The sequence below is a fragment of the Pseudomonas sp. H1_F01 genome (genome assembly GCF_054681425.1).
The window spans coordinates 974,234-998,384 of sequence record NZ_CP162823.1; the positions used below are offsets into that span (position 1 = coordinate 974,234).

The 24,151-nt window shown below is 61.0% G+C and carries 19 protein-coding genes; 13 read left to right on the forward strand and 6 right to left on the reverse strand.

All coding sequences use genetic code 11. The features are described from left to right. Positions 1-4 precede the first annotated feature (4 nt). From AB4O09_RS04495 to AB4O09_RS04520, 6 genes are read right to left on the reverse strand one after another with little or no spacing between them, the layout of a single operon-like run. Positions 5-937 carry a phosphatidate cytidylyltransferase gene (locus AB4O09_RS04495; RefSeq protein WP_013694302.1) on the reverse strand — a complete coding sequence of 311 codons (933 nt, stop codon included), beginning with the start codon at positions 935-937 and terminating at the stop codon, positions 5-7. A 1-nt stretch (position 938) separates the two neighbouring features. Beyond that, entirely contained in the window at positions 939-1,559 is a 621-nt protein-coding gene (locus AB4O09_RS04500) for a lysophospholipid acyltransferase family protein (protein ID WP_003205972.1), read from the reverse strand. A 9-nt stretch (positions 1,560-1,568) separates the two neighbouring features. Next, entirely contained in the window at positions 1,569-2,024 is a 456-nt protein-coding gene (locus tag AB4O09_RS04505; protein WP_013694301.1) for a hypothetical protein, read from the reverse strand. Beyond that, positions 2,021-3,358, reverse strand: a complete 1,338-nt coding sequence (locus AB4O09_RS04510; RefSeq protein WP_123351429.1) for a phosphatase PAP2/dual specificity phosphatase family protein — start codon at positions 3,356-3,358, stop codon at positions 2,021-2,023. Before AB4O09_RS04510 ends, AB4O09_RS04505 begins: the two co-directional genes overlap by 4 nt. Beyond that, on the reverse strand, positions 3,358-5,115 hold the full coding sequence (locus AB4O09_RS04515) for a bifunctional alpha/beta hydrolase/class I SAM-dependent methyltransferase (protein ID WP_003205966.1): 1,758 nt from the start codon (positions 5,113-5,115) through the stop codon (positions 3,358-3,360). The genes AB4O09_RS04510 and AB4O09_RS04515 overlap by 1 nt, the downstream gene beginning before the upstream one ends. Before the next feature lie 11 nt (positions 5,116-5,126). Then, positions 5,127-5,750, reverse strand: coding sequence for a CDP-alcohol phosphatidyltransferase family protein (locus AB4O09_RS04520; RefSeq protein ID WP_038859103.1), 624 nt, complete (start codon positions 5,748-5,750; stop codon positions 5,127-5,129). A gap of 349 nt (positions 5,751-6,099) precedes the next feature. Here AB4O09_RS04520 and AB4O09_RS04525 point away from each other — a divergent pair, with 349 nt between their 5' ends. The 13 genes from AB4O09_RS04525 (at position 6,100) to AB4O09_RS04585 (ending at position 23,908) form a co-directional block, all read left to right on the forward strand. Then, on the forward strand, positions 6,100-6,507 hold the full coding sequence (locus tag AB4O09_RS04525) for a DUF6088 family protein (protein ID WP_003205962.1): 408 nt from the start codon (positions 6,100-6,102) through the stop codon (positions 6,505-6,507). Next, a complete protein-coding gene (locus AB4O09_RS04530) occupies positions 6,488-7,450 on the forward strand; it encodes a nucleotidyl transferase AbiEii/AbiGii toxin family protein (protein ID WP_027912225.1) in 963 nt (320 codons plus the stop codon). The genes AB4O09_RS04525 and AB4O09_RS04530 overlap by 20 nt, the downstream gene beginning before the upstream one ends. Positions 7,451-7,552: 102 nt before the next feature. Further along, positions 7,553-8,011, forward strand: coding sequence for a GNAT family N-acetyltransferase (locus AB4O09_RS04535; protein ID WP_013694296.1), 459 nt, complete (start codon positions 7,553-7,555; stop codon positions 8,009-8,011). Between the two features lie 134 nt (positions 8,012-8,145). Further along, the gene (locus tag AB4O09_RS04540; protein WP_460107953.1) at positions 8,146-12,930 is read left to right on the forward strand and encodes an RNase A-like domain-containing protein; all 4,785 of its coding nucleotides are present in this window, start codon (positions 8,146-8,148) and stop codon (positions 12,928-12,930) included. After that, entirely contained in the window at positions 12,927-13,238 is a 312-nt protein-coding gene (locus AB4O09_RS04545; RefSeq protein ID WP_460107955.1) for a contact-dependent growth inhibition system immunity protein, read from the forward strand. Before AB4O09_RS04540 ends, AB4O09_RS04545 begins: the two co-directional genes overlap by 4 nt. Before the next feature lie 672 nt (positions 13,239-13,910). Next, complete coding sequence (locus tag AB4O09_RS04550) at positions 13,911-15,164, forward strand: cystathionine gamma-synthase family protein (protein WP_003205956.1); 1,254 nt, start codon at positions 13,911-13,913, stop codon at positions 15,162-15,164. Positions 15,165-15,315: 151 nt separating this feature from the next. Next, a complete protein-coding gene (locus tag AB4O09_RS04555) occupies positions 15,316-16,746 on the forward strand; it encodes an amino acid permease (protein ID WP_003205955.1) in 1,431 nt (476 codons plus the stop codon). A 59-nt stretch (positions 16,747-16,805) separates the two neighbouring features. After that, a complete protein-coding gene (locus tag AB4O09_RS04560) occupies positions 16,806-17,690 on the forward strand; it encodes a LysR substrate-binding domain-containing protein (RefSeq protein ID WP_003205954.1) in 885 nt (294 codons plus the stop codon). Between the two features lie 31 nt (positions 17,691-17,721). Beyond that, positions 17,722-19,086, forward strand: a complete 1,365-nt coding sequence (thrC, locus tag AB4O09_RS04565; RefSeq protein WP_460107958.1) for a threonine synthase — start codon at positions 17,722-17,724, stop codon at positions 19,084-19,086. Positions 19,087-19,097: 11 nt separating this feature from the next. Beyond that, positions 19,098-19,535, forward strand: a complete 438-nt coding sequence (locus tag AB4O09_RS04570) for an Lrp/AsnC family transcriptional regulator (RefSeq protein ID WP_003205952.1) — start codon at positions 19,098-19,100, stop codon at positions 19,533-19,535. 673 nt (positions 19,536-20,208) lie between these two features. Continuing rightward, positions 20,209-21,267, forward strand: a complete 1,059-nt coding sequence (locus AB4O09_RS04575; protein WP_460107960.1) for a homoserine dehydrogenase — start codon at positions 20,209-20,211, stop codon at positions 21,265-21,267. Beyond that, entirely contained in the window at positions 21,264-22,676 is a 1,413-nt protein-coding gene (locus tag AB4O09_RS04580; protein WP_027912047.1) for an aldehyde dehydrogenase family protein, read from the forward strand. Before AB4O09_RS04575 ends, AB4O09_RS04580 begins: the two co-directional genes overlap by 4 nt. Positions 22,677-22,903: 227 nt before the next feature. Next, positions 22,904-23,908: a hypothetical protein gene (locus AB4O09_RS04585; RefSeq protein WP_013694290.1), complete on the forward strand. Its 1,005-nt coding sequence runs from the start codon at positions 22,904-22,906 to the stop codon at positions 23,906-23,908. Positions 23,909-24,151: the final 243 nt, after the last annotated feature.

Here is a 24,151-nt window from a genome sequence, read left to right on the forward strand (position 1 = left end):
TTTTTCAGGTCCACCAGTACCGCACCAGGTGGAAGAAGATCGGCGCCGCGAAGCAGACCGAGTCCAACCGGTCGAGCATGCCGCCGTGGCCTTCGATCATATGGCCCCAGTCCTTGACGCCGCGGTCGCGCTTGATCGCTGACATGACGATGCCGCCAGCAAACCCCAGCAAGTTGATCAGCAAGGCGATGAGGAACGACTGCCAGGGATTGAACGGCGTGATCCACCACAGCGCGCCACCGATCAGCGAGGCCAGGAAAATGCCACCGGCAAACCCTTCCACGGTTTTCGAGGGCGACAGGTTCGGCGCGATCTTGTGTTTGCCGAACAGCTTGCCGCAGACGTACTGCAATACATCCGAGAGCTGCACCACGATCACCAGGTACGCGATCAGCAGCAGGTTGCGCCCTTCGAAACCGGCGATGTCCAACGTCAGCAGGGCCGGGACGAAGGAGATGCAGAACACCGCGATCATCAAGCCCCACTGAACCTTGGAAGCGCGCTCCAGGAAGTGCGTGCTGTCGCCGCCCAGGGACGCCAGGATCGGCAGCAGCAGGAACACATACACCGGGATGAAGATCGAAAACAGCCCGTACCAGTCGTAGTAGATCAACAGGTATTGCAGCGGCAGCGCCAGGTAGAACGCGGCCACCAGGGCCGGATAATCGCTGCGCCGGGTCGGGGTCAGGGTCAGGAATTCTCGCAGGGCGTAGAACGACACCGCGTAGAACAACAGGATCACCGCCGCGTTGCCGAGCCAGAACGCGATGCCGATCACCAGCACCATGATCCACCAGGCATTGATCCGCGCATTGAGGTTGTCGATGACGGAATTCGGCGCGCCTTTGGTCCGCAGCCTGAGAATGAAACCGATCAACGAAGCCAGCACCAGAATGGCGCCGATCCCGCCAAACAACATCAGGGTATATCGATCCATGTCAGACGTGCTCCGGGGCCAGTGCCAGCAGCGCGGCGCGGCTGCGTTCAAGAAATTGCTCTTTGCTTTCACCTTCTTCGATGCACAGCGGCGCGCCGAAACTGGTGGTGCATAACAGCGGCAGAGGCAGTACCCGACCTTTGGGCATGACGCGGTTGAGGTTGGCGATCCACACCGGGATCACCTCGACCTCGGGGTGATTCTTCATCAAGTGATAGATCCCGCTCTTGAAGGGCAACAGGCCTTCCTCCGGATTGCGCGTGCCTTCCGGAAAGATGATCAGCGAGTCGCCGTTTTCCAGCGCATCGAGCATCGGCTGCAATGGGCTGTAGGAAGGATCCTTGCGCTCGCGGTCCACCAGCACGCCGTTGAACACCCGGTTGATGATGTAGCGCCGCACCGGGCTGGTTTGCCAATAGTCGGCTCCCGCCACCGGGCGGGTGAGCTTGCGTAGCGCCGGCGGCAGCGAGGCCCAGAGCAACACGAAGTCACCGTGGCTGCTGTGGTTGGCGAAGTAGATCCGCTGCACCGGCGTCGGCGCGCAGCCGAGCCACAGGCTGCGAGCGCCCGTGACCATGCGGGCGGCGGAGGTGATGAGGTTGGCGACCACGGGTTCGAACATGAGGATTCCTTATCCTGAGAAAGCTAGCCAGGGACTGGCCAGGATGAAGCCCAGCGTCAAGACAACTTGTGCAGCCAGCAACCGCGATTGCCGGCGCAGCAGCAACAACGCGCCGTGCCGGCGTTCGGTCCACAGACGGCCTGCACGTGCGGCCGGTTGCAGGCCCAGCGAGGTGAGGGCCTGGTCCAAGGTATAGGTGCGTTCGGCCAGGGATTGGGTGCTGTCAGCCATGCGCTGGAACAGATCGGCATCGAATGCCACGCGCAGCGCCCAGTATTTCTCCAGCACGCCGAGGACGATCAGTACGGCACTCAACAGCAGCAACCACGGATCGATAACGCCCACCAGCCATTGGCCCAGTCCTACCAGCGCTGCCAGCAGCGTCAGCCCGGTGGACAGCTGATCCAGCGAATGGCCCCGGCGCAACAGACTCGCCACGGTGTGGAGCTCCATATCAGTGATCATGGATATTCCCCCTGTGCTGTGGATAACTGTTCCAGCGCGCGACGGTGCGCCGCGTGCAAGACGATACGCGGTCGAGCGCGCTGGATTTGCACGATCGCCGCGTCAACGTTCGCTGCCCGCCCACTGTGCAACAACCAGGCAACTACCGCCGTGGCGCTGCGCGAATAACCCAGGGCGCAGCAGACCAGCACCGGTCCGTGCTGGCGCAGGCTTTCGATGGCTTCTGCCGCTTTCAGGCATTGCTCGGCGGTCGGAGCGGTCAGGTCGAGCACCGGCAATGAGCGATAGGCGACGCCCGTGCTGTCCATGGACAGTTCTGCGCAGAGGTCGAGCACCCCGGTAAACGCACTTTCCTTCAGCTCCATCGGCGTGGGGATGCGCCCCAGCCAGACGTTATCCGCCACCTGGTCCGGCTGCGGATGCCTGCGCGTCCAACTGCGCGAATTGATCCACGCCGCCGCCAGATAAGGCGCCAGCAACCAACGCGCCGCCGGACTCAAGCGGCCGTCGGCACGCTTCTGGAAACCGTCGGCACCGAACAACAGGTAATTCAGCGCCACCATGAGCACCGCGACCGCCGGCCAGATCAGCCAGAGCCACGCGCCGCCGAAGGCAAACGCCGGGATGAACAGCGCCGCCGCGCCCAAGCCATAACGCAAGGCCAAGCGTCGGCGGGCAGGATTTACCGCCAGCCGCGCACTCAGCAGCGGACTCGGACGGTCCAGCGGCCACAGCCAGACACACAGCCAACCGGCCAGCGCGCCCGTGGGCAGGTCAATGAAGTGATGTTGATACGTGGTCAACACCGACACGCCGATCAACGCGAACCAACCGTGCATCACCCAGCGCCAGAAGCCCTGCAGATGCCGCTGATAGCAGACCCACAGCACCACCAGCAACGCGATGTGCAGCGACGGCGCCTGGTTGAACGGCTTGTCGAAACCCGCCAGCACTTCGAACAACCAACCGAACACCCCGTCCATTTCCGGACGGGGGAAGGTGAAGCGCAACGGCCAGAGCAGGAAGCAACTGACCGCAATCGCCTGGGCCGTGAGCAGGCGCAAGGCGTGGCGCTTGAGTTCTTCGCGGCTGGTGGGCAACAGCAAGGACAGGCCGTACAGCAGATCAATCGACCAGTAAGGCACGATGGTCCAGGCCATGAACGGCATGTGGCTTTCCCAGGCGAACACCAGCGTGCCGACGTCGTCACGCTGGGACGTGACCCAGGTGGCGAAGCCATAGGTGGTGAAGAACAGCGGCGCCAGCAACAGCAGCCACAGCACCGCCGGTTTCAGCAGTGCGGGCTCGCGGGCCGGGGCGATGACGGCGCTCATTACTGCACTCGCTGGGCCAGCGAAACGCTGAAAATGCCCCATTCATCGACCCGCAGGGTGATCTTGCGGAAGCCCGCCGCCTCAACCAATTGATCCATCTCTGCCTGGGTGCGTCGACGCATCACCCAGGCCTGACCTGCGCGGTGGCTGGTGAGGGCGCGGGCGATCAGCTCCAGTTGCGGGTGCCACGGCTGGCCGGTGTAGACCAGGAAACCGCCAGGCTCCACGGCTTCGGCCAGGCCGGCGAGGGAGCCACCGACCAGTTGGTTGTCGGCAAACAACTCGTACAGGCCCGACACCACGGCGAGGGTTGGTTTCGGTTCCAACGCTGCCAGATCCTGGCGGTCGAAGGCATCGCCTTTGACGAATCGGGCGATATCGCCCAAGCCTTTTTCCACGATCAGCGCACTGCCGTCGCGCACGTTGATGTCGCTGTAGTCGCGCAGCAGGATCGACTCGGGCAACGGGCTGACGCCTTGCAGCGCTTCGAGAATGTAGCGGCCATGGCCGGCGGCGATGTCGACGATGCGCACCTCGCGGTCTTGGGCGCGCAATTCGGCCATCGCCAGGCGCAGCAATTCCTCGACGTTCAGCTTGCGTTGGCGAATGCCGCGCCAGCCGATGGAGTTCAGGTAGTTCTGGTCAATCATCTTGCCCAGCGCCGAGGTGCCGGTGGGGCGGTTGCGGTAGACGTAATCCAGGGTACTGCCGGAGTCGAACCCGGTGTCGAAGCCCAGCTTCACCCCGGCCGACAACTTGCTGCCAAAGCGCATGCTGGCGCGGGTCATGCGCCAGTAGAGGTCGCGCAACGAGTTGTGCGGCAGCGGCGTGGCCAGGGTTTCGGCTTCGGCGCAGGTCGCGCCCAGGCGATCGGCGTCGAGCAGGGAAGGGCGGTCCAGCGGTCGGGCAAAGTTCTGCAGGATGAAGCGGCGGGCACTGGCAACGGCCGGCGCGCGGTTCTTCTCGCCGAGGGTGTCGTGGAAGAAGCCCGGCAGGATGTGCTTCTCTTTGTGCAGGCTGCCCAGGCGTTCGAAGAACTGCTCCTGGGGTTTGCGGTGCACGACAAAGTCCGATCCGGAGATCAACAGTTGCGTTGGCACCTGGATCGCCTGGGCATCGGCCACCACGCGGTCGGCGGCTTCGTACAGGCCCAGCAGCACGTTCACCGAAATGGCCTTGGTGATCAACGGGTCGCTGTCGTAGGACGCCACGCGCTCCGGGTCATGGCTGAGGAATTTCGCCTTGACGTAGCTGTTGACGAAGAAGTTGCCACGCAACTTGCGCATCAGCGCCAGGCCCGGACGGGCGAATGGCACGTAGAGCTTGACCTTGAACGCCGGCGACGCCAGCACCAGCGAGCGAATGCGCGGCGCGTAGTCGTGGACCCAGGTGGACGCGATCACCGCGCCGACACTTTGTGCGACCACGGCGATATTTGCTTCGTCGATCTGATGCGCCACGCCGATGTGATCGCAGAAGGTCTGCACATCCCGCGCACTGGCGGCAAAGCTCGGGCTGTCGCCTCGTTCGCCAGGCGACTGGCCATGACCGCGTGCGTCCCAGGCAAAGAAGTCGAACCCGGGCAGGTCCAGTTCATCCACCAGGTGCGCAATGCGCCCGGAGTGTTCATGACCGCGATGAAACAACAACACAGCCTGGCGGGGCTCACCCGCCGCCGCGTCGACAGCCGGCCAGTGCCGGTAGAACAACTCCACGCCATCGTGGGTGGTGAACGTCAGTTCCTGGGCTTCGCGCATTGCAAGTTCCTTTATGCTGAGGGAGCGTTTTCCTTCACTTGGCTCAGGCCATGACGGACCCGATTGACCAAGGTATAAACCAGCAGGGCGGCAACCACCGCCATCACACCATCTACCCAGAGCGCCCCGAGCCAACCCAGGGCAATGCCGGTCGCCAGCACGCCCAACACAAAGGCGCGATCACTCTTGCCCATCGGCCCGTCATACCGCCGCGAAGCCCCCACCATCGCCCCGAGCACGCCGGCGTATTCGCTGAACAGCGCCAACAGCGTGACCAACAACACGAGCAACAGACTGGTATCGGCAAACAGGGCAAAAGGCAGGATCAGGGCAGCGTCGGCGATGATATCGCATAGCTCATTGAGGTAGGCGCCCAGATGCGATTGCTGGCCGAACTCCCGCGCCAACATGCCGTCCACGGCATTCAACGCCATGCGCAGGAACATCCAGATCGGCACCAGGACGAAGATCCACGGATGGTTGGCAAACCAGGCGATGACCGCACCGACCAGGACTGAAACGATGCCGGCGAGCACCGTGACCTGGTTGGCGGTGACACCGTTGTTGTAGAGGCGTTGAACCATGGGGCGCAGCAGGTTTTGAAAGGCGGGCTTGAGTTGGTAGATGGAGGGCATCGGGGTGAGATCTCGGCCGGTTGCGGGGCTGGGCTTATACAGGTGCGAGATTACGATAGGTTGAAGGGTTGCAGGCGGGTATTTCTCGAGAATGCGCGCGGGTAGGCATCTAAAACCAATGACCTGTGCAAGAAATAGCCAATGTGGGAGCGAGCTTGCTCGCTCCCACAGGTTTTGTGCCTGAAATGAATTGTGCGCTGTGCATGCGATCCTGTTTCAAGGCTGCATTGGCCGATGTTTTGACTCTGATTTATACTGAGCGAATTGTGAGCACTATTTGTATTTAAATCTCCTTATAAAACAATTTGTTGAGAGTTAATTTTTGTTAGGTGCTGCCGGGAGGTAAGTCATGGTTATCGAAGAGCGGCTTAAAAGGTCAATCGCCTTGCGAAAGGACGATGTGTTTCTACGCTCCGAGTTTTCCGACTTTGGCAGCCCCGCGCAGGTATCCCGAGCGCTGCGTCATCTGGTGGCCAACGGCGTACTGGTCAAGCTCGGCGTGGGTGTGTTCGCAAAGGCCAAGGCCAGTGTCCTTACGGGCAAGCCGATACCGGTTCGCCCCCTTGAAGTCCTGGCACCTTTGGTTCTGCAAAAGCTTGGCGTGAAGATCACGGCGGGACGCGCAGTGCGTGAATACAACGCCAGCGATAGCTTGCAGCTACCCGCCGGCATCGTTTTTGACACGGGTTCACGGCGTATTAATCGCAAGCTCGGCTTCGGTGGTCGGTACGTCGTTTATGAAAATCATCACGCCTGAACAGGTCGAGTTAATCGATGCGGTGTTGGCTGAGGTTGATGTCGGACTACTTACGGCTAGCATCCTGGAAAAAGACGTCCACGTGACGGATGCTTTGCAAGCTCTGATGGGGATGCGGTTTCCAGGTGTTCGCCTGGTGTTTTGCGGTGGTACAAGCCTATCGAAGGCTTACCAACTGATCGAGCGTATGTCTGAGGACGTCGACTTAAAGATCGTTTTGGACGAGCCTGATGCGTTAAGTGCCTCGGCTCAGAAGCGGCATCTCAGCAACCTGAAAGCTCAGGTCTGTCATGTCCTCGCCGGTCTCGGTTTTGAGGAAATCGTGGAAGCGCGTGTTGCCCGGAATGAAAACCGATACTTCGCCAGTCGTTGGCAATATGCCCCGCAATACCCTCACGACACCAGTTTGCGCCCTTATCTAAGTCTTGAGCTGACTGCGCGAATCCCACAGTTTGAAGTGACTCAGCAGCCGCTGGAATACCTGGTCAATCGACTCGCCGCAAGGTCTGGGCGATTGGACGATATTGCCTGCGTAGCGGTTGAGGAAACGCTTGCGGAGAAAGTCATTTCGTTTCTTCGCCGCTATGCCCAACACCAAGCCGGAGCCATGCTCCAGCCATGGGACGATACATTGGTGCGGCATATCTATGATGTTTACTGCATAAGCCGTGGCGATCCCGCTGTTGGCGAACGAGCCGCTCTCGGTTTCAAACGTCTGGTGGAGTTTGATGCGCTCGAATTTGGTCGGCAGTTTCCTCCATTTGCTGACGATCCGGGAGATGTCATGCGGAGCGCTCTCCATCAGGCGAGTTCGGATGCGCTGATTCGTAGCCAGTACGACGCGAAGCTCATGCCGCTGATTTTTGGCAATGTCCGCCCGAGCTTTGATGAAGCTTATGTCGTGTTTCGTCTGCACGCCGAAGCGTTGATTCGGACACTGTGAAACTCTCGGATCATAAACGGGTTAAGGGATTCTGCACGCGGGTGTCTTCTTTCGAGCAAAGCGGGTCAGTGGCCGGCTGACTAAATACAAGGAGTGTTTCAAATGCTGCAAATGGATTGGCTCACTAACCACATGGATAAAAGCGACCAGATGGCCGAGTGGCTCCATCGGGAATTCAGTTATGAATTTGCCCAGCAATCGCTCGCCAGTTGGCAGCAGGAATTCGCTGCGGGGCAGCACGATGGCCGCTGGAAGTGCCTGATCGCCATGGAACACGACCAGTTGCTCGGCGGCGCTTCACTGGCCAGCCACGACCTGCCTGACCGGCCAGAGCTGGGCCCATGGCTGGCGTGTGTGTTCATCACCCCAGAGGCTCGACGCAGAGGGCTTGCAGCGCAGTTGATCGAAGGCATATGCAACCATGCGCGAGAGGCTGGAATCATCACCTTGTTCCTGCACACCCACAGCCAACGTGATTATTACGCCAAGCTGGGTTGGGACGTGCTGGAGCGCTTTGAGGCTTGGGGGAAAGGGCAGTGGCTGATGGCTCGGTGTTTATAGTCATCGGCGGGTTTTCCACGCCAAGCGTCTAAATTTAGCGAATCGCCCTACATCCATTCCCTCTTTTCCTGACTTATTTCTCTCGCCATCGCAGGCAGAGTCTCGCGCCCACTCCTGCGCCGCGAGCTGCCTGCATGCCCAACTACGACAAAACCCTTGCCCAAGGCAACGTCATTGGTTCGCTGGTGATGGCAGTCATGGACCCCGAGCAGCCGGATGTCGAAGCAGTTTTCCGGGATTTTCGAACCTGCCTGAACGACTACGACTCTTGGGCTGAAAGCTTCTGGGCCGGTTGGGCGCTGGATCTTGAGCAAGTGTTCAAGGTCGGCAATGAGGTTTCCCTGGCCGCGCCGAAAAACCTGGATAAACCCATCAGCGCCACGGTGGTGGCTTGTCCGGCGGAGGGGCCGCTGACGCTGGTGCACATGTTCCAGGCGGCGCGCTTCGTGCCGATTGGCGACACGCCGGTGATGCTGGAATCGGTCATTGGGGGCGAGCCAGGGCAGGAAACTTTCGGTGAGCCGATCCATCACGTAATCGGCCCCAGCGGCATTCTGGAAGTCCCTGAGTGTTGGCGAGGCCAGCGTTATCGCATCACCTTTTTCCCCCATGTCACGGCTGATCACGTCAAGGCGTTGTACGCGTCTTACCAAGGCGTGATCGACGAACTCGAGGGCTGGCTGAAAGCGGAGTGGGAGCAGTTTCAACCGCTGTGGACGGAGTTTTCCGAGGCCGGGTTTCTCGAGCGTTACAGCGCGTTGCAGCAAGCCGATTGGCGCGGCTTCAAAAATGCCCTGCATCAGCTGTGGGACGACGTTAAACAGGTTTTCGGGCTGCTGGCCGACTTGCAGGCCAACAGCGAAAAGTTGTTGGAGTACCTGACTCAAGTCGAGCTTGAACAGCTACTGAGGGCGTCCTCCGAGGCGATCGCCAAAGGGCTGATGGTGTTGAGCGACGAGCCGTTGCTCTTCGTCCACGTGGCCGCGTTCACCAGTTGGGTGCGAATGTTGCCGCCTCAGTACGTGGCCGAAGTTGTCGGAGAGCTGCGCGCCTCGGTACTGATCAATTTCCTGCTGATGCGTTTGACCGGGGGGCTGGGCCTGGGGCTGCGCATGAGCGGAAACGTGCTGGGCCGGGTCCGCTCCGAGCGGGCCCGGGAGTGGTTGCTGGCGTCGAGCCTGAGATTGGGCCAACTCGCCCCTGACCGGCTCAATCAGCATGCCGATGTGCTCAAACCGTTGGTGGTCAGCCAGCGCGGACCTTTAAAACCGACGCCTGTCGGACCTTTGCACATCACCCCCGAACACTCTGCCCCCCTGTCCGTCAGCAATCCAGCCGCCGTGGCGCGGGAAAAATCCCAGCCCTCTACACGCCTGAGCGAGCACGAACCCCACGACGACGCCCCGGCCCAGTCGAAAAACCCCAACGGCGACAGCGCCGACACTGCGGCCCAGACCCAGACCAGCGGCTGCCCGGTGTCGATGGTCACCGGCGAAGAACTGCTGACCCTCGACGACGGCACCCTCGATGGTCGCTTGCCGTTCGTCTTCACCCGTTTGTACCGCACCAGCGCCGCCGACCTGGACGTCGGCCTCGGGCGCGGTTGGAGCCATGCCCTGGCCCATCGCTTGGAACTCGACGGCGAGCAGGTCACCTGGGTCGACCAGGAAAACCGCCGCACGACCTTTCCGCTGCCCAGCGCCCAGCGTCCGGCGATCCACAACAGCCTGGCCCGCGCAGCGATCTACCTGGGCACCGAGGCGGACGAACTGATCGTCGCCCAACCCGGCGAAAACGCTCCATTCCTGCACTTTCGCGACGGCCACCTGAGCGCCCTCAGCGACCGCTACGACAACCGCCTGACCATCCTGCGCAACATCCATGGCGACATCAGCCGCCTGGACAACGGCGCCGGGCGCGCCTTGCGCCTGCGTTACGAACAGCGCCACCTGATTGCCGTCGACTACCAGAGCTTCCATCCCGCCATCACCCTCGACGAAGCCTGGCAGACCGAGCAGACGCTGGTGTCCTACCGCTACGACGGACGTTTCCGACTGATCGAAGCGACCAATGCTGCCGGTGAAAGCGAGCGCTACGACTACGACGACCGGCACGTCATCCTCCAGCGACAACTGGCCGGTGGGGCAAGTTTCTACTGGGAGTGGCAAGGCGTCGGGCCGGCGTCCCGCTGCGTACGGCATTGGGCCTCGTTTGCGCAGATGGACAGCCGCTACACCTGGGGCGAAGACGGCAGCGTCACGGTCCAGCACCTGGATGGCAGCCAGGAGGTATATGTCCACGACGAGCGGGCGCGGCTGGTGCGCAAGGTCGAGCCCGACGGCGGCGAGCACCTCAAGGCCTACGACGAACAGGGCCGGCTGATTGCTGAGCAGGACCCGTTGGGGGCGGTCAGCGAATACCGCTACGACGAGGTCGGACGGCTGGTGGCGCTGCTTCCCCCGGATGAGGCGCCGACGTCCTACGAATACCGCAACGGTTTCCTGCACGCCCGTTCACGCGGCAAGGCCGTGTGGACCTACCGGCGCAATGCCCGCGGCGACGTGATCGTCCTCATCGACCCGGATGGCCGGCGCACGGAATATGCCTACGACGCCCATGGGCAACTGCTGGCGACGTATGCCCCGGACGGTGGTGAACATCGCTTCACCTGGAGTCGCCTGGGCCAACTGACCGAAGAGATCCTGCCCGACGGCGGTCGCCGGTGTTTTTCCTACGACGCCCTGGGGCGTTTGCTCAGCCGCCAGGACGAACACGGCGCGCTCACGCACTACCAATGGGACGCCGTCGGCCGACTGCTGCAGGTGACCTTGCCCAACGGTGCCATCCGGACCTGGCGCTACAACGCCTACGGCAAGGTCACCGCCGAGTGCGATGAACAAGGGCGGGTCACCCGCTACGAATACGCCGACGACCTGCACCTGGTCAGCCGCCGCCTGAACCCCGACGGCAGCGAGCTGAAGTACCGCTACGACTCGGCGCGGCTGTTGCTGACCGAAATCGAAAACGAATCCGGCGAAAAATATCAGCTGGACTACACGCCCAACGGCTTGATCCGACAGCAAGTCGGCTTCGACGGCCAACGCACTGCCTACGCCTACGGCCTCAACGGCCACCTGCTGGAAAAAACCGAGCACGGCGAGGACGGTTCACAACGGCTCACCCAGTACCAGCGCGACGCGGCCGGGCGGCTGCGGGTCAAGACCTTGCCCGACGGCCAGGCCATCGAATACCGCTACGACGAGCTGGGCCGATTGGTCCACGTCGACGACGGCAGCGATCATCCGTTGGCCTTCGAATACGACGCCCAGGACCGCTTGGTCTGCGAGCACCAGGGCTGGGGCACCCTGCGTTATCGCTACGACGCTTGCGGGCGCCTCAATCACCTGCGCCTGCCGGACGACAGCCAGCTCGACTACCACCATGCCCCGGGTGGCGCACTGACCGCCATCGACCTCAACGGCTCGCGCCTGACCGAACACCGCTTTGACGGCGGGCGCGAACGGCAACGCCAGCAAGGCCGGCTGCTCAGTGACTACGACTACGATGAACAGGGCCGTCTCAAGGCCCAGACCGTGTGGCAGAGTCGACAGCAGCAACTGTTCTGGCGCGATTATGCCTACAGCGCCAAGGGCAACCTGCAAACCCTTTCCGACAACCGAAACCGCCGCAGCTACCAGTACGACCCGCTGGATCGCCTGACCCGCGTCGACTTTTCCCACAGCGAGCCGCCGGAACACTTCTGCCACGACCCGGCCGGCAACCTGCTGATGCAGGACCGCCCCGGCCCGACCACCCTCAAGGGCAACCGCCTGCTGAAGGAGGGCGACCGCCACTACGACTACGACGCCTTCGGCAACCTGCTCCGCGAACGCCGCGGCCAGGCCCTGGTCGGCGCCTACCGCTACGACAGCCAGCACCGCCTGATCGGCGTCACCACGGCGGATGGCCGCGAAACGTCCTACCGCTACGACGCCTTTGGCCGACGCATCAGCAAGACCGTGGACGGCCTGACCACGGAATTTTTCTGGCAGGGCGACCAGGTCGTCGCCGAAAACAGCCCGCGCCACCACCGCAGCTACGTCTACGAACCCGGCACCTTCCGCCCGCTGGCGATGCTCGACGGCGAAGGCCCGGAAAAAGCCACGCCGTTCTACTACCACCTCGACCACCTGGGCACGCCCCAGGAACTGACCAGCTACAGCGGCCAGATCGTCTGGTCGGCGCGCTACAACGGCTACGGCAAACTCACTGAACTCACGCACGGTGGCGGCGAACAGCTTGAGCAACCGCTGCGCTTCCAGGGCCAATACTTCGACCCCGAAAGCGGCCTGCACTACAACCGGCACCGCTACTACAATCCCGAGACTGGCCGTTACCTGACGCCCGACCCGAGCAAACTGGCGGGCGGGCTCAATGGGTATCGGTACACCCTGAACCCGACGGGGTGGGTGGATCCGTTGGGGTTGGCATGTCAGTGTCCTGGTGATATTGAGGCTGATGGGCCGTTCAGCGAAATTGTGCCGGGAGGAGGGTTGGCTGCGCATGAGGCTCGTGGTGGGCATCTGATTGAGAAGCATATTGGCAGAACAAATGCTCAGTTGGCTCAGAGACTGGAGGCAGAGCCGCATATCCCCGCAGCCTCTACGTTTCCTGATAGATCTACTGCTGAGTTTTCAGCGGCGAGAGCAATAGCGGCAAATGAACAGAAAATCGAAAATTTCTTAGCTGGGCCAAAAGAAAAGACAACTATTAAGAATACGTTTAGCCAACCAGTGGGAGTCAGTCTGTTAAATGGTCGTACCGATTATCTACCCGCGTCAAAAGTATTGTTGGTCTTGAAGAAAGACCAACGAAGTCCAACAGGATATTTTTTGCTGACAGGATTCCCGGAAGTATGAATACAGAATTTCCTGAACTACATGATTTTTTTGGGGCCTATTTCCACCAAGATTGGTCCGCCGAGCATGAATCCGCTGAACAAGTCCTCGAAGCCTTTCTAGCAGAGTCAGACGTCGAGATACTGAAGGCTGTTCAGCAAGAGCTAAGTATCCTGCTTGGCAAAAAGAAAAATGAATTGGAGTTGAAAGAGTATTTGTTGAAAGAGTTAAGTTGCTATTACAGTTACTGGAATACATGGGAAACCGGCGAGGTGTGGTTGCGGCATATCGCTAGCAGGCTGAACTTTACAATTGATAGTCTTTGCTGAGTTGTGATTAATCACAGAACAGCTTTGGCGGCGAGATACTTTTGATCGCTCCCACGCTCCCGCGTGGAAATGCATCCCGTGACGCTCTGCGTCACCTTCCAGAAGCGGAACGCGGAGCGTCCCTGGCGACATTCCCACGCAGGAGCGTGGGAACGATCGATAACCTGTGGCGAGGGAGCTTGCTCCCGCTCGGCTGGGTCGTGGTAGGAGCTGCCGAAGGCTACGATCTTTTGATCTGGATCTTTCGCTTGATACTCAACTGGCTTTGGAAAGATTGCAGCCTCGCTTCGCTCGGCAGCTCCTACGGCGCAGCCGAGCGGGAGCAAGCTCCCTCGCCACGATGATTCACACAGCCTTTTAAGTCAACGGTCGCCTGTAGAGCAGGCGCTCACGCATTCTCGATGCCACCACAACTCCAGTGTGGGAGCGAGCTTGCTCGAGATAGCGGAGGGTCAGTCACCCTCAATGGCAGCTGACCCACCGCCATCGCGAGCAAGCTCGCCCCCACAGGGTTATCAGTGACTTGCAGGTTGCTGCTTCGCACTCAGCCATTAAAAAAACCACCCCTTTGGCACCGATAACATCGTTTCTCGGGCGCGCGGCTTTTCCCTATATTGGCCCTCAGATTCGGTGGATGGCTCAACGTCCACCCCCTCAGTGTGAGTAGCCTCAATGAACAATAAACCTGACAGCACAGGGCTTGATAACGCGGGAGCAGGGACCCGGGCGGTTTGGGGTGGGGAGCAAGTCAGGCACCCCTACAACGCCACGCAAACCCCTATCGTGGCCAGCGCCGCGTACGGTTACGACGACATCGATGTCTGGTACGACGTCGCCTTGGGCAAGGCCCCCGGTTTTATCTACAGCCGCATGAGCAACCCGACCGTCGAGACCCTCGAAGCCAAGATTCGCGAGCTGGAAATGGCCGAGTCCGCCGTGGCCTTCAGCAGCGGCATGGCGGCGATCAGCAGCGTGCTCTACACCTTTCTGGCCCACGGCGATCGCGTGGTGTCGACCAAGGACAGTTACGGCGGCACCAACAAGATCTTCGAAGAGTTCCTGCCGCGCACCGGCGTGGCGGTGACCTTGTGCGAGACCTTCGATCACGACGATCTGGAGCGTGAAATCGCCAAGGGTTGCCAGGTGCTCTACCTGGAAACCCCCACCAACCCCACCCTGAAAATCCTCGACATCCCGCGCCTGGTGGCAGCGGCCAAGCGTGTCGGCGCCGTGGTCGTGGCCGATAACACTTTCGCCACACCGCTGAACCAGAGCCCGCTGGCCTTGGGGGTGGACGTGGTGATTCATAGCGCGACCAAGTTCCTCAGCGGCCATGGCGATGTGCTCGGTGGCCTGGTGTGTGGCAGCGAAGCCTTGATGGCCCAGGTGCGGCATTACCGGGAAATCAACGGCGCGAGCCTCGACCCGTTCTCGGCCTACCTGATCATCCGTGGCATGAAGACCCTGGCGCTGCGCATGCGCCAGCAACAACACAGCGCCCGGGCCCTGGCCGAATTCCTCTGCACCGAACCGCTGGTGGAGGCGGTGAATTATCCCGGCTTGCCGAGCCACCCGAACCACGCCGTGGCTTGCGCGCAGATGTCCGGTTTCGGCGCCATCGTCAGTTTTGTCCTGGTCGGTGGCATGGACACGGTCAAATTGCTGCTGCCGCGCCTGCGCTTCGCCCATTGCGCGGGCAACCTGGGTGCTGTGGAAACCATCTACGGCCCGGCCCGCACCACCAGCCATGTCGAGAACACCTTGGAAGAACGCCTGGCCCTGGGTATCTCCGAAGGCCTGGTGCGGGTTTCGGTCGGCATCGAAGACACGGACGATCTATTGGACGATCTGAAACAGGCCTTCGCCTTCGTCAAAAAGACCCTCAATCCGCAGCTCAATGAAGTGCATATCGAGACCGCAAACTGAAGTTTGAAAGTTGGTACCCCACCACAAGGCCGTGAGTGGGGCGTTCATGAATAGGAATAATAATAAAGCTTAGTGGCGATGCACTTTTACTCTGCCCAATAACTTGTCGCGGACGTCAATGCGCGCCCTAACAACTTTCATGAGAACAACCATGTCCATAAAAGAACAACAACTTAATTCGCGTGCCGGTTTTAAACAGGAAATGCAGACGCGCCACATTGTCATGTTGGCATTAGGCGGCGTCATTGGTACCGGGCTGTTTCTCACGTCCGGGTATACCGTTAACCAGGCCGGCCCCATGGGCGCGGTGATCGCCTACATCATTGGCGCGCTCATGGTCTACATGGTGATGATGTGCCTGGGTGAACTGGCGGTGCAGATGCCGGAAACCGGTTCCTTCAGCACCTACGCCACGCGGTTTCTCGGCCCGGGCACCGGCTACACCGTGGCCTGGTTGTATTGGCTGACGTGGACGGTGGCGATCGGTTCCGAATTCACCGCTGCCGGCATCCTCATGTCGCGCTGGTTTCCCGACACGCCGGTGTGGATCTGGAGCGCGCTGTTTGCCGGCGTGGTGTTCCTCACCAACGTGATTTCGGTGCGTTTGTTCGCCGAGACCGAGTTCTGGTTGTCGTTGATCAAAGTGCTGACCGTGGTGGTGTTCCTGCTGATTGGCGGTGGCGCGATTCTCGGCCTGCTGAACATCGACCAGGCCCACAGCATCGGCTTGAGCAACTTCACCCGCGAAGGACTTTTTCCTACCGGCTTCATGCCGATTGCGATGACGCTGCTGGCGGTGTCCTTCGCGTTCTCCGGCACTGAACTGATCGGCATCGCCGCCGGTGAAACCAAGGACCCGCAACGCAATGTGCCACGCGCCATCCGCACCACCGTGCTGCGCCTGGCGGTGTTCTTCGTCGGGACCATTTTTGTCCTGGCGACCCTGTTGCCCCGCGAGCAGGCCGGTCTGGTCGAAAGTCCCTTCGTCACGGTGTTCACCTACATCGGCATTCCGTACTCCGCCGACATCATGAACTTCGTGATCATCAGCGCCCTGTTGTCGGCGGCCAACTCCGGGTTGTACGCCGCCTCGCGGATGCTCTGGACCCTCAGCGACCAAGGCCACCTGCCCAAGCAGTTCTCGGCCCTGACCCGCATGGGCACGCCGCTCAACGCGATCATCGTCAGCATGGCCGGCGGCGCGGCGTCGTTGCTCAGCAGCGTGTTTGCCGCCGACACCATCTACCTGGCGCTGGTGTCGATTTCCGGCCTGGCAGTGGTGGTGGTGTGGATGAGCATCGCCGCGAGCCAGATCGCTTTCCGGCGTCACTATGTGGCCAACGGCGGCGACATTCGCCACCTCAAGTTCCGCGTTCGCGGTTATCCGTGGGTGCCGCTGGGGGCGCTGGTGTGCTGCAGCCTGGCGTGTATCGGGATCGCTTTCGACCCTGAGCAGCGAGTGGCGCTGTACTTCGGCTTGCCGTTCATCGCCTGGTGTTACTTCGTGTATTACATTACCCGCAAAAGCCGCGAGCGACGCTTGTCGGTTGCCCTCGTGGCACAACCGTCCGACGCGTTCTAAGGCGCGTCGACGGGGCGGGCAAACGTGCCCGGTGCGTGGGGGTCAACGAGGTACAGATCATGAAGCAAAAAACGTTGCCCCCGTTGAACTGGCTGCGGGCGTTCGAAGTGTCGGCCCGCTGCCTGAACTTCACCCATGCCGCCGACGAACTGTTCTTGACCCAGGGCGCGGTCAGCCAGCAGATTCGCCAATTGGAAAGCCACCTGGGGGTGGCGCTGTTCAAGCGCTTGCCCCGTGGCCTGGGCCTGACCGAGGAAGGCCAGGCGTACCTGCCGGTGGTACAGGACGCAATCACGCGACTGGCGGTGGGCACCAACGAAATCTTTGGCCAGCACAAGCGTCGGCCAATCAAGGTGCGCGGCAGCCTGGCGTTTTTCGTGCACTGGCTGGCGCCGAAACTGGTGGATTTTCGCCAGGCGCACCCGCACGTCGACATCCGCTACATCAGCAACATCTGGGTCAAGGAACTCGATGGCGAAGACGACATGGAAATCCGTTGGGGCCACGGCCAATGGCCCGGCCTGGTGTCGCAGCGCCTGACCTGGGACACCTTGTTCCCGGTGTGCTCGCCGGCCTTGATGGCGACGCTGAAAGTGCCGGCGGACGTGGCCAAGCATCCATTGCTGCATGTGCTGGGCTACGAAGAGGGCTGGGGTTACTGGCTGAAAATGGTCGGTGCCGATAGCGTCGACTCCTCGACCGGCATGCAGTTCGACACGCTGGTCTGCACCTTGCGCATGGCTGAACTGGGGCAGGGCATCGCCCTGGCGCGCTCGTCGATGGTGAGTGACATGCTCGGCGACGGACGCCTGGTCGAACCCTTCGCCCAGCGCATCGAAGCCAGCGAATCGTTCTACCTGGTGCGCAGTTCCGGGGCCGAGCAGCACCCGGACGCGGCGCGGTTTTCCACCTGGCTGGTGGAGCAGGCGCATCGTTTTAAATAAGCGGTTTTTAGAAGATTATCCGGAGCTGACCATGCGCTATGTGAGTACCCGAAATTCAACCGTGCAGGTCGACTTCGAACGCGTCGTACTGTCGGCCATCGCCGAGGACGGCGGGCTGTTCGTTCCCGTCGAACTGCCGCAATTCGAACCCCAGGACATCGCCAATTGGTCGACCTTGTCCTACGACGAACTGGCCTATCGAGTGATGCGTCCGTTCGTGGGCGAGGCGATCCCCGAAGCTGACTTCAAGCGGGTGCTCAAGGAGGCCGGCAGCCAGTTCAGCCATCGCTCCCTGGCGCCGTTGCATCAAGTGGATCGCAATGAATGGGTCCTGGAATTGTTCCATGGGCCGACCCGCTCCTCGAAGGACTTTGCCGCGCAATTGCAGGCACGACTGGTGCAGTACTTCCTGCGCAAACGCGGGCGTCGCGCCGTGGTGGTTGGCGTCACCAACGGCGACACCGGCCTGGCCGCCATCGAGGCCTTCAAGCACTGCGAAGAGACCGACGTGGTGGTGATTTATCCCGAGGCCGGCGTACCGCAAGACCAGCTTCAAGACCTGCAAGCGACGGCACATCCGCGGGTTCATCAAGTGGCCGTCGATGGCAGTTTCGATGAATGCCAGACCCTGGTCACCCAACTGTTCCGACAGCATGAGGCGATCAGTTTCAATTCCAGCAACTGGGTCAGCGTCATGGCGCAGTTGGTGTTTTATTTCCACGCCGTGCTGCAACTGGGCGGCGGTCAGCGGCCCATTGGCTTCAGCGTGCCGGCGGCGAGTTTTGCCGAAGTCTATGCTGGCTACATCGCGCAGAAGATGGGCTTGCCGATCACGCAGATGATCGTTGCCACCAACCAGAATGACGCGCTGCATCAGTTCTTTTTGAAGAACCACTACTCGCGATTGCGCGCCAGCAAGACCCTGTCGCCGGCCATGGATTTGTCGATTTTTTCCAACCTGGAACGGTTTCTCTGGGAGCTCTATGGGCACGATGATCAAGCAGTCAGCGCGCTAATGCACACCTTCGAAACCCAGGGCGAAATGACCATCGCCAACGAGTTCTGGTTGCAGGCGCGGATGATCATCGACTCGTACGCGGTCAGCGATGAGCAGACGCTGGAGGAGATCACTTCGCTGCATCGCGACACCGGCTACGTCATCGATCCACACACCGCCACCGGTGTGCTCGCGGCGCGTTTGTACCGGCGCAGCCTGGTGGCGCCGATGGTGACCTTGGGCGAGATCTCCCCAGCCAAATCGGCGGTGTTGCTCGGCGAGTTGGGGATCCACATTGCGGCGCAACAACGCCCGGTTTCCGAGCATGGCCCGGCGCAGATTCATCGCATCCAGCCGGACGACCTCGGTGCCCTCCATCAACTGCTCGGCGCCCTATAACCGGAGGCCCCATGAAGCGAATTCTCGATCCCCTCGACGAACGCATCATCGCCGAACTGCGCCTCAACGCCCGCGCCGCCCACGCCGAACTGGCAGCCAAGGTCAACCTCTCGCGCAACGCCGTACGCCAACGCATCGAACGCCTCGAACGTGACGGCGCGATCCAGGGCTACACGGTGCGCACCGGGGAGGGCGCGCACGCGTCGTCGAACATCAACGCGGTGATCTTCGTCTACCGCTACGACCGCATGCGCGGCGCCGAGGTATTGCAGGCCTTGCAAGCCATGCCCGAAGTGCTGCAGTGCGATGTGATGAGTGGCGAGTTTGACTTGATGCTGCGAGTCGGCGCGGCGAACCCGGAGCGGGTGCACAAGGTGTGGAAAGAAATCTCGGCGTTGCCGGGGGTGGAGAACACCGTGACGTCGTTTGTGTTGTCGTCGGTGGTCTGAGCCCGGTAGTGCAGATCGTTCCCACGCTCCGCGTGGGAATGCCGCCAGGGACGCTCCGCGTTCCGCTTCTGCGAGGCGACGCAGAGCGTCACGGGATGCATGCCCACGCAGAGCGTGGGAACGATCAGGTCGCGGGGGCTGTGAGCGATCGTTCCTCACGCTCCCGCGTGGGAATGCCGCCAGGGACGCTCCGCGTTCCGCTTCTGAGAGGGCGACGCAGAGCGTCACGGGATGCATGCCCACGCAGAGCGTGGGAACGATCAGGTCGCGGGGGCTGTGAGCGATCGTTCCTCACGCTCCCGCGTGGGAATGCCGCCAGGGACGCTCCGCGTTCCGCTTCTGCGAGGTGACGCAGAGCGTCACGGGATGCATGCCCACGCAGAGCGTGGGAACGATCAGGTCGCGGGGGCTGTGAGCGATCGTTCCTCACGCTCCCGCGTGGGAATGCCGCCAGGGACGCTCCGCGTTCCGCTTCTGAGAGGGCGACGCAGAGCGTCACGGGATGCATGTCCACGCAGAGCGTGGGAACGATCGAATCCACACCTACCGCTTTGCCCACCCCCTGGTCAAAACGCCCAAAAAATAGAGCAAATTGGCATATTTCACTGCCCACGCCACCTCCCTAACCTAGATCCCAACAACTCCAATCACCCGGATCAAGGACATAACAAAAATGACTGAATACAAACTGGCGCTGGTCGGCTTCGGCGGTGTGAACCGGGCATTGGCTCAACTGATTGCCGAGCGCAACCAGCAGTGGAAAACCGAGCTCGGCTTTACCCTGAAAATCGTCGGCGTGACCGACCTGTTCCTCGGTTCGGTGATGGACCGTCACGGCCTCGACGCCGCATTGCTGGCCAAACTGCCAACCACCAAAGGCGCCATGGCTCAACTGCCCGGCGGCACCGTCGATGCCCTCAACGAAGCCGTGATCAAAGACTGCGGCGCCGACATCATCGCCGAAGCCACCTTCACCAATCCGGTGGACGGCGAGCCTGCCACCTCGTTCTGCCGCTGGGCCCTGGAGCGCGGCAAACACGTGGTCACCACCAACAAAGGCCCCATCGCCCTGCACGGCGCCGAGCTCAAAGCCTTGGCCCAGCGCAACAACGTCGCTTTCGAATACGAAGGCTCGGTCATGAGCGGCACCCCCGTCATTCGCCTCGCCAAACAGTCCCTGGCCGGCAGCTCGATCACCGGTTTCGAAGGCATCCTCAACGGCACCTCCAACTTCGTCATCACCTGCATGGAAGGCGGCCTCGGGTTCGCCGAAGCCGTCAGCCAGGCCCAAGCCCTGGGCTACGCCGAAGCCGACCCAACGGCAGACGTCGAAGGCCACGACGTGCGCCTCAAAGTGGTGATCCTCGCCAACGAACTGCTGGACGCCAAACTCACCGTCAACGACGTCACCTGCAGCGGCATCTCCGCCCTCAGGCTCGCCGACATCGAAAAAGCCCGCCACGACGGCGCCCGCTGGAAACTCATTGGCGCCGCCACACGCCAGGCCGACGGCTCCATCAGCGCCAGCGTCGAACCGCGCCTGCTGAGCAACGACCACCCACTGGCGAGCATCAGCGGCGCCACCAACGCTGTGTCGTTCACCAGCGAACTGCTCGGCGCCGTCACCGTCTCCGGTCCGGGCGCAGGCCGTACTGAAACCGCCTTCGCACTGCTGTCGGACATCATCCACATCCACCAATCGGCAACCCGCAAACAGGAGCACAACCTGTGAACGTATCGCGCCTGGCCCTGGCGGTCGTCGAACCGCACATCGAAGTCCTCAACCCGTTTGACGGCAGCATCGTCGGCACCGTCGCCGACGTGTGCGCCTCAGAAGTCCCGCACCTGCTCGAGACCGGCCGCAGCGGCGCACGCGCCTGTGCCGCACTCCCACGTCATCGCCGCGCCAGCATCCTCGAACACGCGGCACTGAACATCGAACGCGACGCCAAAGCCTTCGCCCGGCTGATCGTCGACGAAGCCGGCAAGACCCTCAAACAGGCGGAAAAAGAAGTCAAACGCTGCGTCAACACCCTCAAGCTCTCCGCCGAAGAAGCCAAGCGCAACGCCGGTGAAATCGTACCGTTCGATGCCTACGAAGGCGCCGAATCGCGCCAGGGCTGGTTCACCCGTGAACCCCTGGGCCTGATCGTCGCCATCACCCCCTACAACGACCCGCTGAACCTGGTCGCCCACAAACTCGGCCCGGCCATCGCTGGCGGCAACGCGGTGATCCTCAAACCGTCCGAGCTGGCACCGTTGTCGGCCCTCAAACTGGTGTCGTACCTGGTCGCCGCCGGCCTGCCTGAAACCGTGGTCACCGTCGCCACCGGCGGCGCGGAACTGGGCAAAGCCCTGGTCGCCGCCCGCGACGTGCGGATGATCTCCTTCACCGGCGGCTTCGTCACCGGCGAACAAATCGCCCGCACCGCCGGCCTGAAAAAACTCGCCATGGACCTCGGCGGCAACGCCCCCGTCATCGTCATGGGCGACTGCAACCTCGACGCCGCCGTCGACAGCTGCATCTCCGGCGCCTTCTGGGCCGCCGGGCAAAACTGCATCGGCACCCAACGCCTGCTCATCCACGCACCGATCTACGAAGCCTTCCGCGAACGCTTCGTCAACCAGGCCCAAGCCCTCGTCGTCGGCAACCCACTGCTCGCCAACACCGACATCGGCCCGATGATCACCCAACAAGCCGCGCAGAACGCCGAACAGGTCGTCAACGAAGCCCTGCAACAAGGCGCCACCTTGCTCTGCGGCCACCGCCGCCAAGGCACCTGCTACGCCGCCACCGTCCTGGAAAACGTCGATCATTCCAGCCGACTCTGGCGCAACGAAGCCTTTGCGCCAGTGGTGGTGTTGCAGCCGTTCGACACGTTTGATGAGGCCATCGCGTTGGCTAACGAACCTGAATACGCGCTTCACGCTGGGATCTTCACCAACGACCTCAACACCGCGATGAGCGCTGCACGGCGGATCGAAGCGGGGGGTGTGATGATCAATGATTCATCGGATTTCCGGTTTGATGCGATGCCGTTTGGCGGTTCCAAGTACGGCAGTTTGGGCAGGGAAGGGGTGCGCTTTGCGTATGAGGAAATGACCCAGCCGAAGGTGGTTTGTTTGAATACGTTGGGGTGATGGGTCAGGTCGTTGGCATCGGGCAGGTTGGTCACCTGCCCGTTTTTTTTGCGGCATCCAAAAAAGCCTCGATTCTTGCGTTTCACAAATATTTTTCAGGGGCTGTCGGCCAAATCGTCCTGGCTCATCTAAGCTGAATTTTCCTGGAATATGCGCCAAGTGCCTTCTCACACGAATGCGGCCAACCCGGCTTGCGGCACCGCTCAGCAGCCAGGCGGGAGGAAAGGATGCCGAACGTGCTGGTGGTGGTCTGGGACTTCGATACACGCAGATTAAGAGTTCCCGTCGAGAATAGCCTTCTCTGCATACAGCTTAGAATCGGGGCTTTGCTGTACATGGCGAGAACTGCCTTCGCCAAACATATCGATCGACATCAACTGGATTATTGTCTTGTCGTTGCCCCCGAGTACCTTTTCTCCAAGGAAATGCCTGTCTCGTTTATTTCGGAGGAAGAAAAAGAAATCATCCGTGCAACATTGATAGATATTTCAAAGATAAATCCATGGCTGATACTGGTCCCAGGCACGACGCTTTGGTTCAAGTCAATGTTGCGTCCAGATTCCAGGAAGCTGAAAAGGGGAACCCAGCAGTTGAAATCATGGGGGCAGGCCAGAAATATCAACAAGGCAAAATATGGTGCGGAAATAGATGCGGTTGTGAATGAAATCCCGGAGCGGGACCGCATGAACAAAGGGGTTTATGGCGATTATGCAAAGGCTACGAAGGAGCGGATCGCAAAAATCGAAACAGATGGTTCAGAAGCCGGCAGCGGAATCGTTAGAAATACAGGCTTCATCATTTGGAATGGAAACGTTTTTTACCAGCATAAACGTTACCCCAACATAGGAAACGATGGGCTGGAAGAACTGAATGACGCGCAGTTCTGGGAAGATAAGATATTCATGCCGGGCAGTTATCGGGAAACCCCAGCGATCCATGGGCTGCAAATGGCTTTGGAAATATGCGCAGAACATTTCATTGGCGCGACGGTTCTGCATAAGAACAACGTCCTGGATTTCCATATCCTGGTCTCGGCCAGTATTGTTCTCGATAAAGGTCGTGTAGGCGTAAAGCATGGGGGGTATGTGGTTCATGCAGATTCAGAGGGCAGTGCAGTTTACCGGCGCGAAGGCATGAACCTGGTTCAACTCCAAGCCATTGATGAAACCGAAATAGGCTTGTTGGGTGTTGAAGCCGGCCGCGTCAGGAGTTTTGTTTGCGCGTTTGCCTAGACCAAGCCTGACCTCGATGTGTGAAATTCAGAGCCGCGCTTACCCCGGGTATTGAGTGACTGAGCGTTCGTGACCCACCGCCATAACAGGCATTTCGCAGCTCCCACTGTGGGAGCGAGCTTGCTCGCGATAGCGGCACACCAGTCAACATCAAAACCACTGACTCACCACCTCGCAAGCAGCTCACCACGTCCCGCTTCCCTTCACGCCGCCGACGGCGACAAATCTAAACCCCGTGTGGCT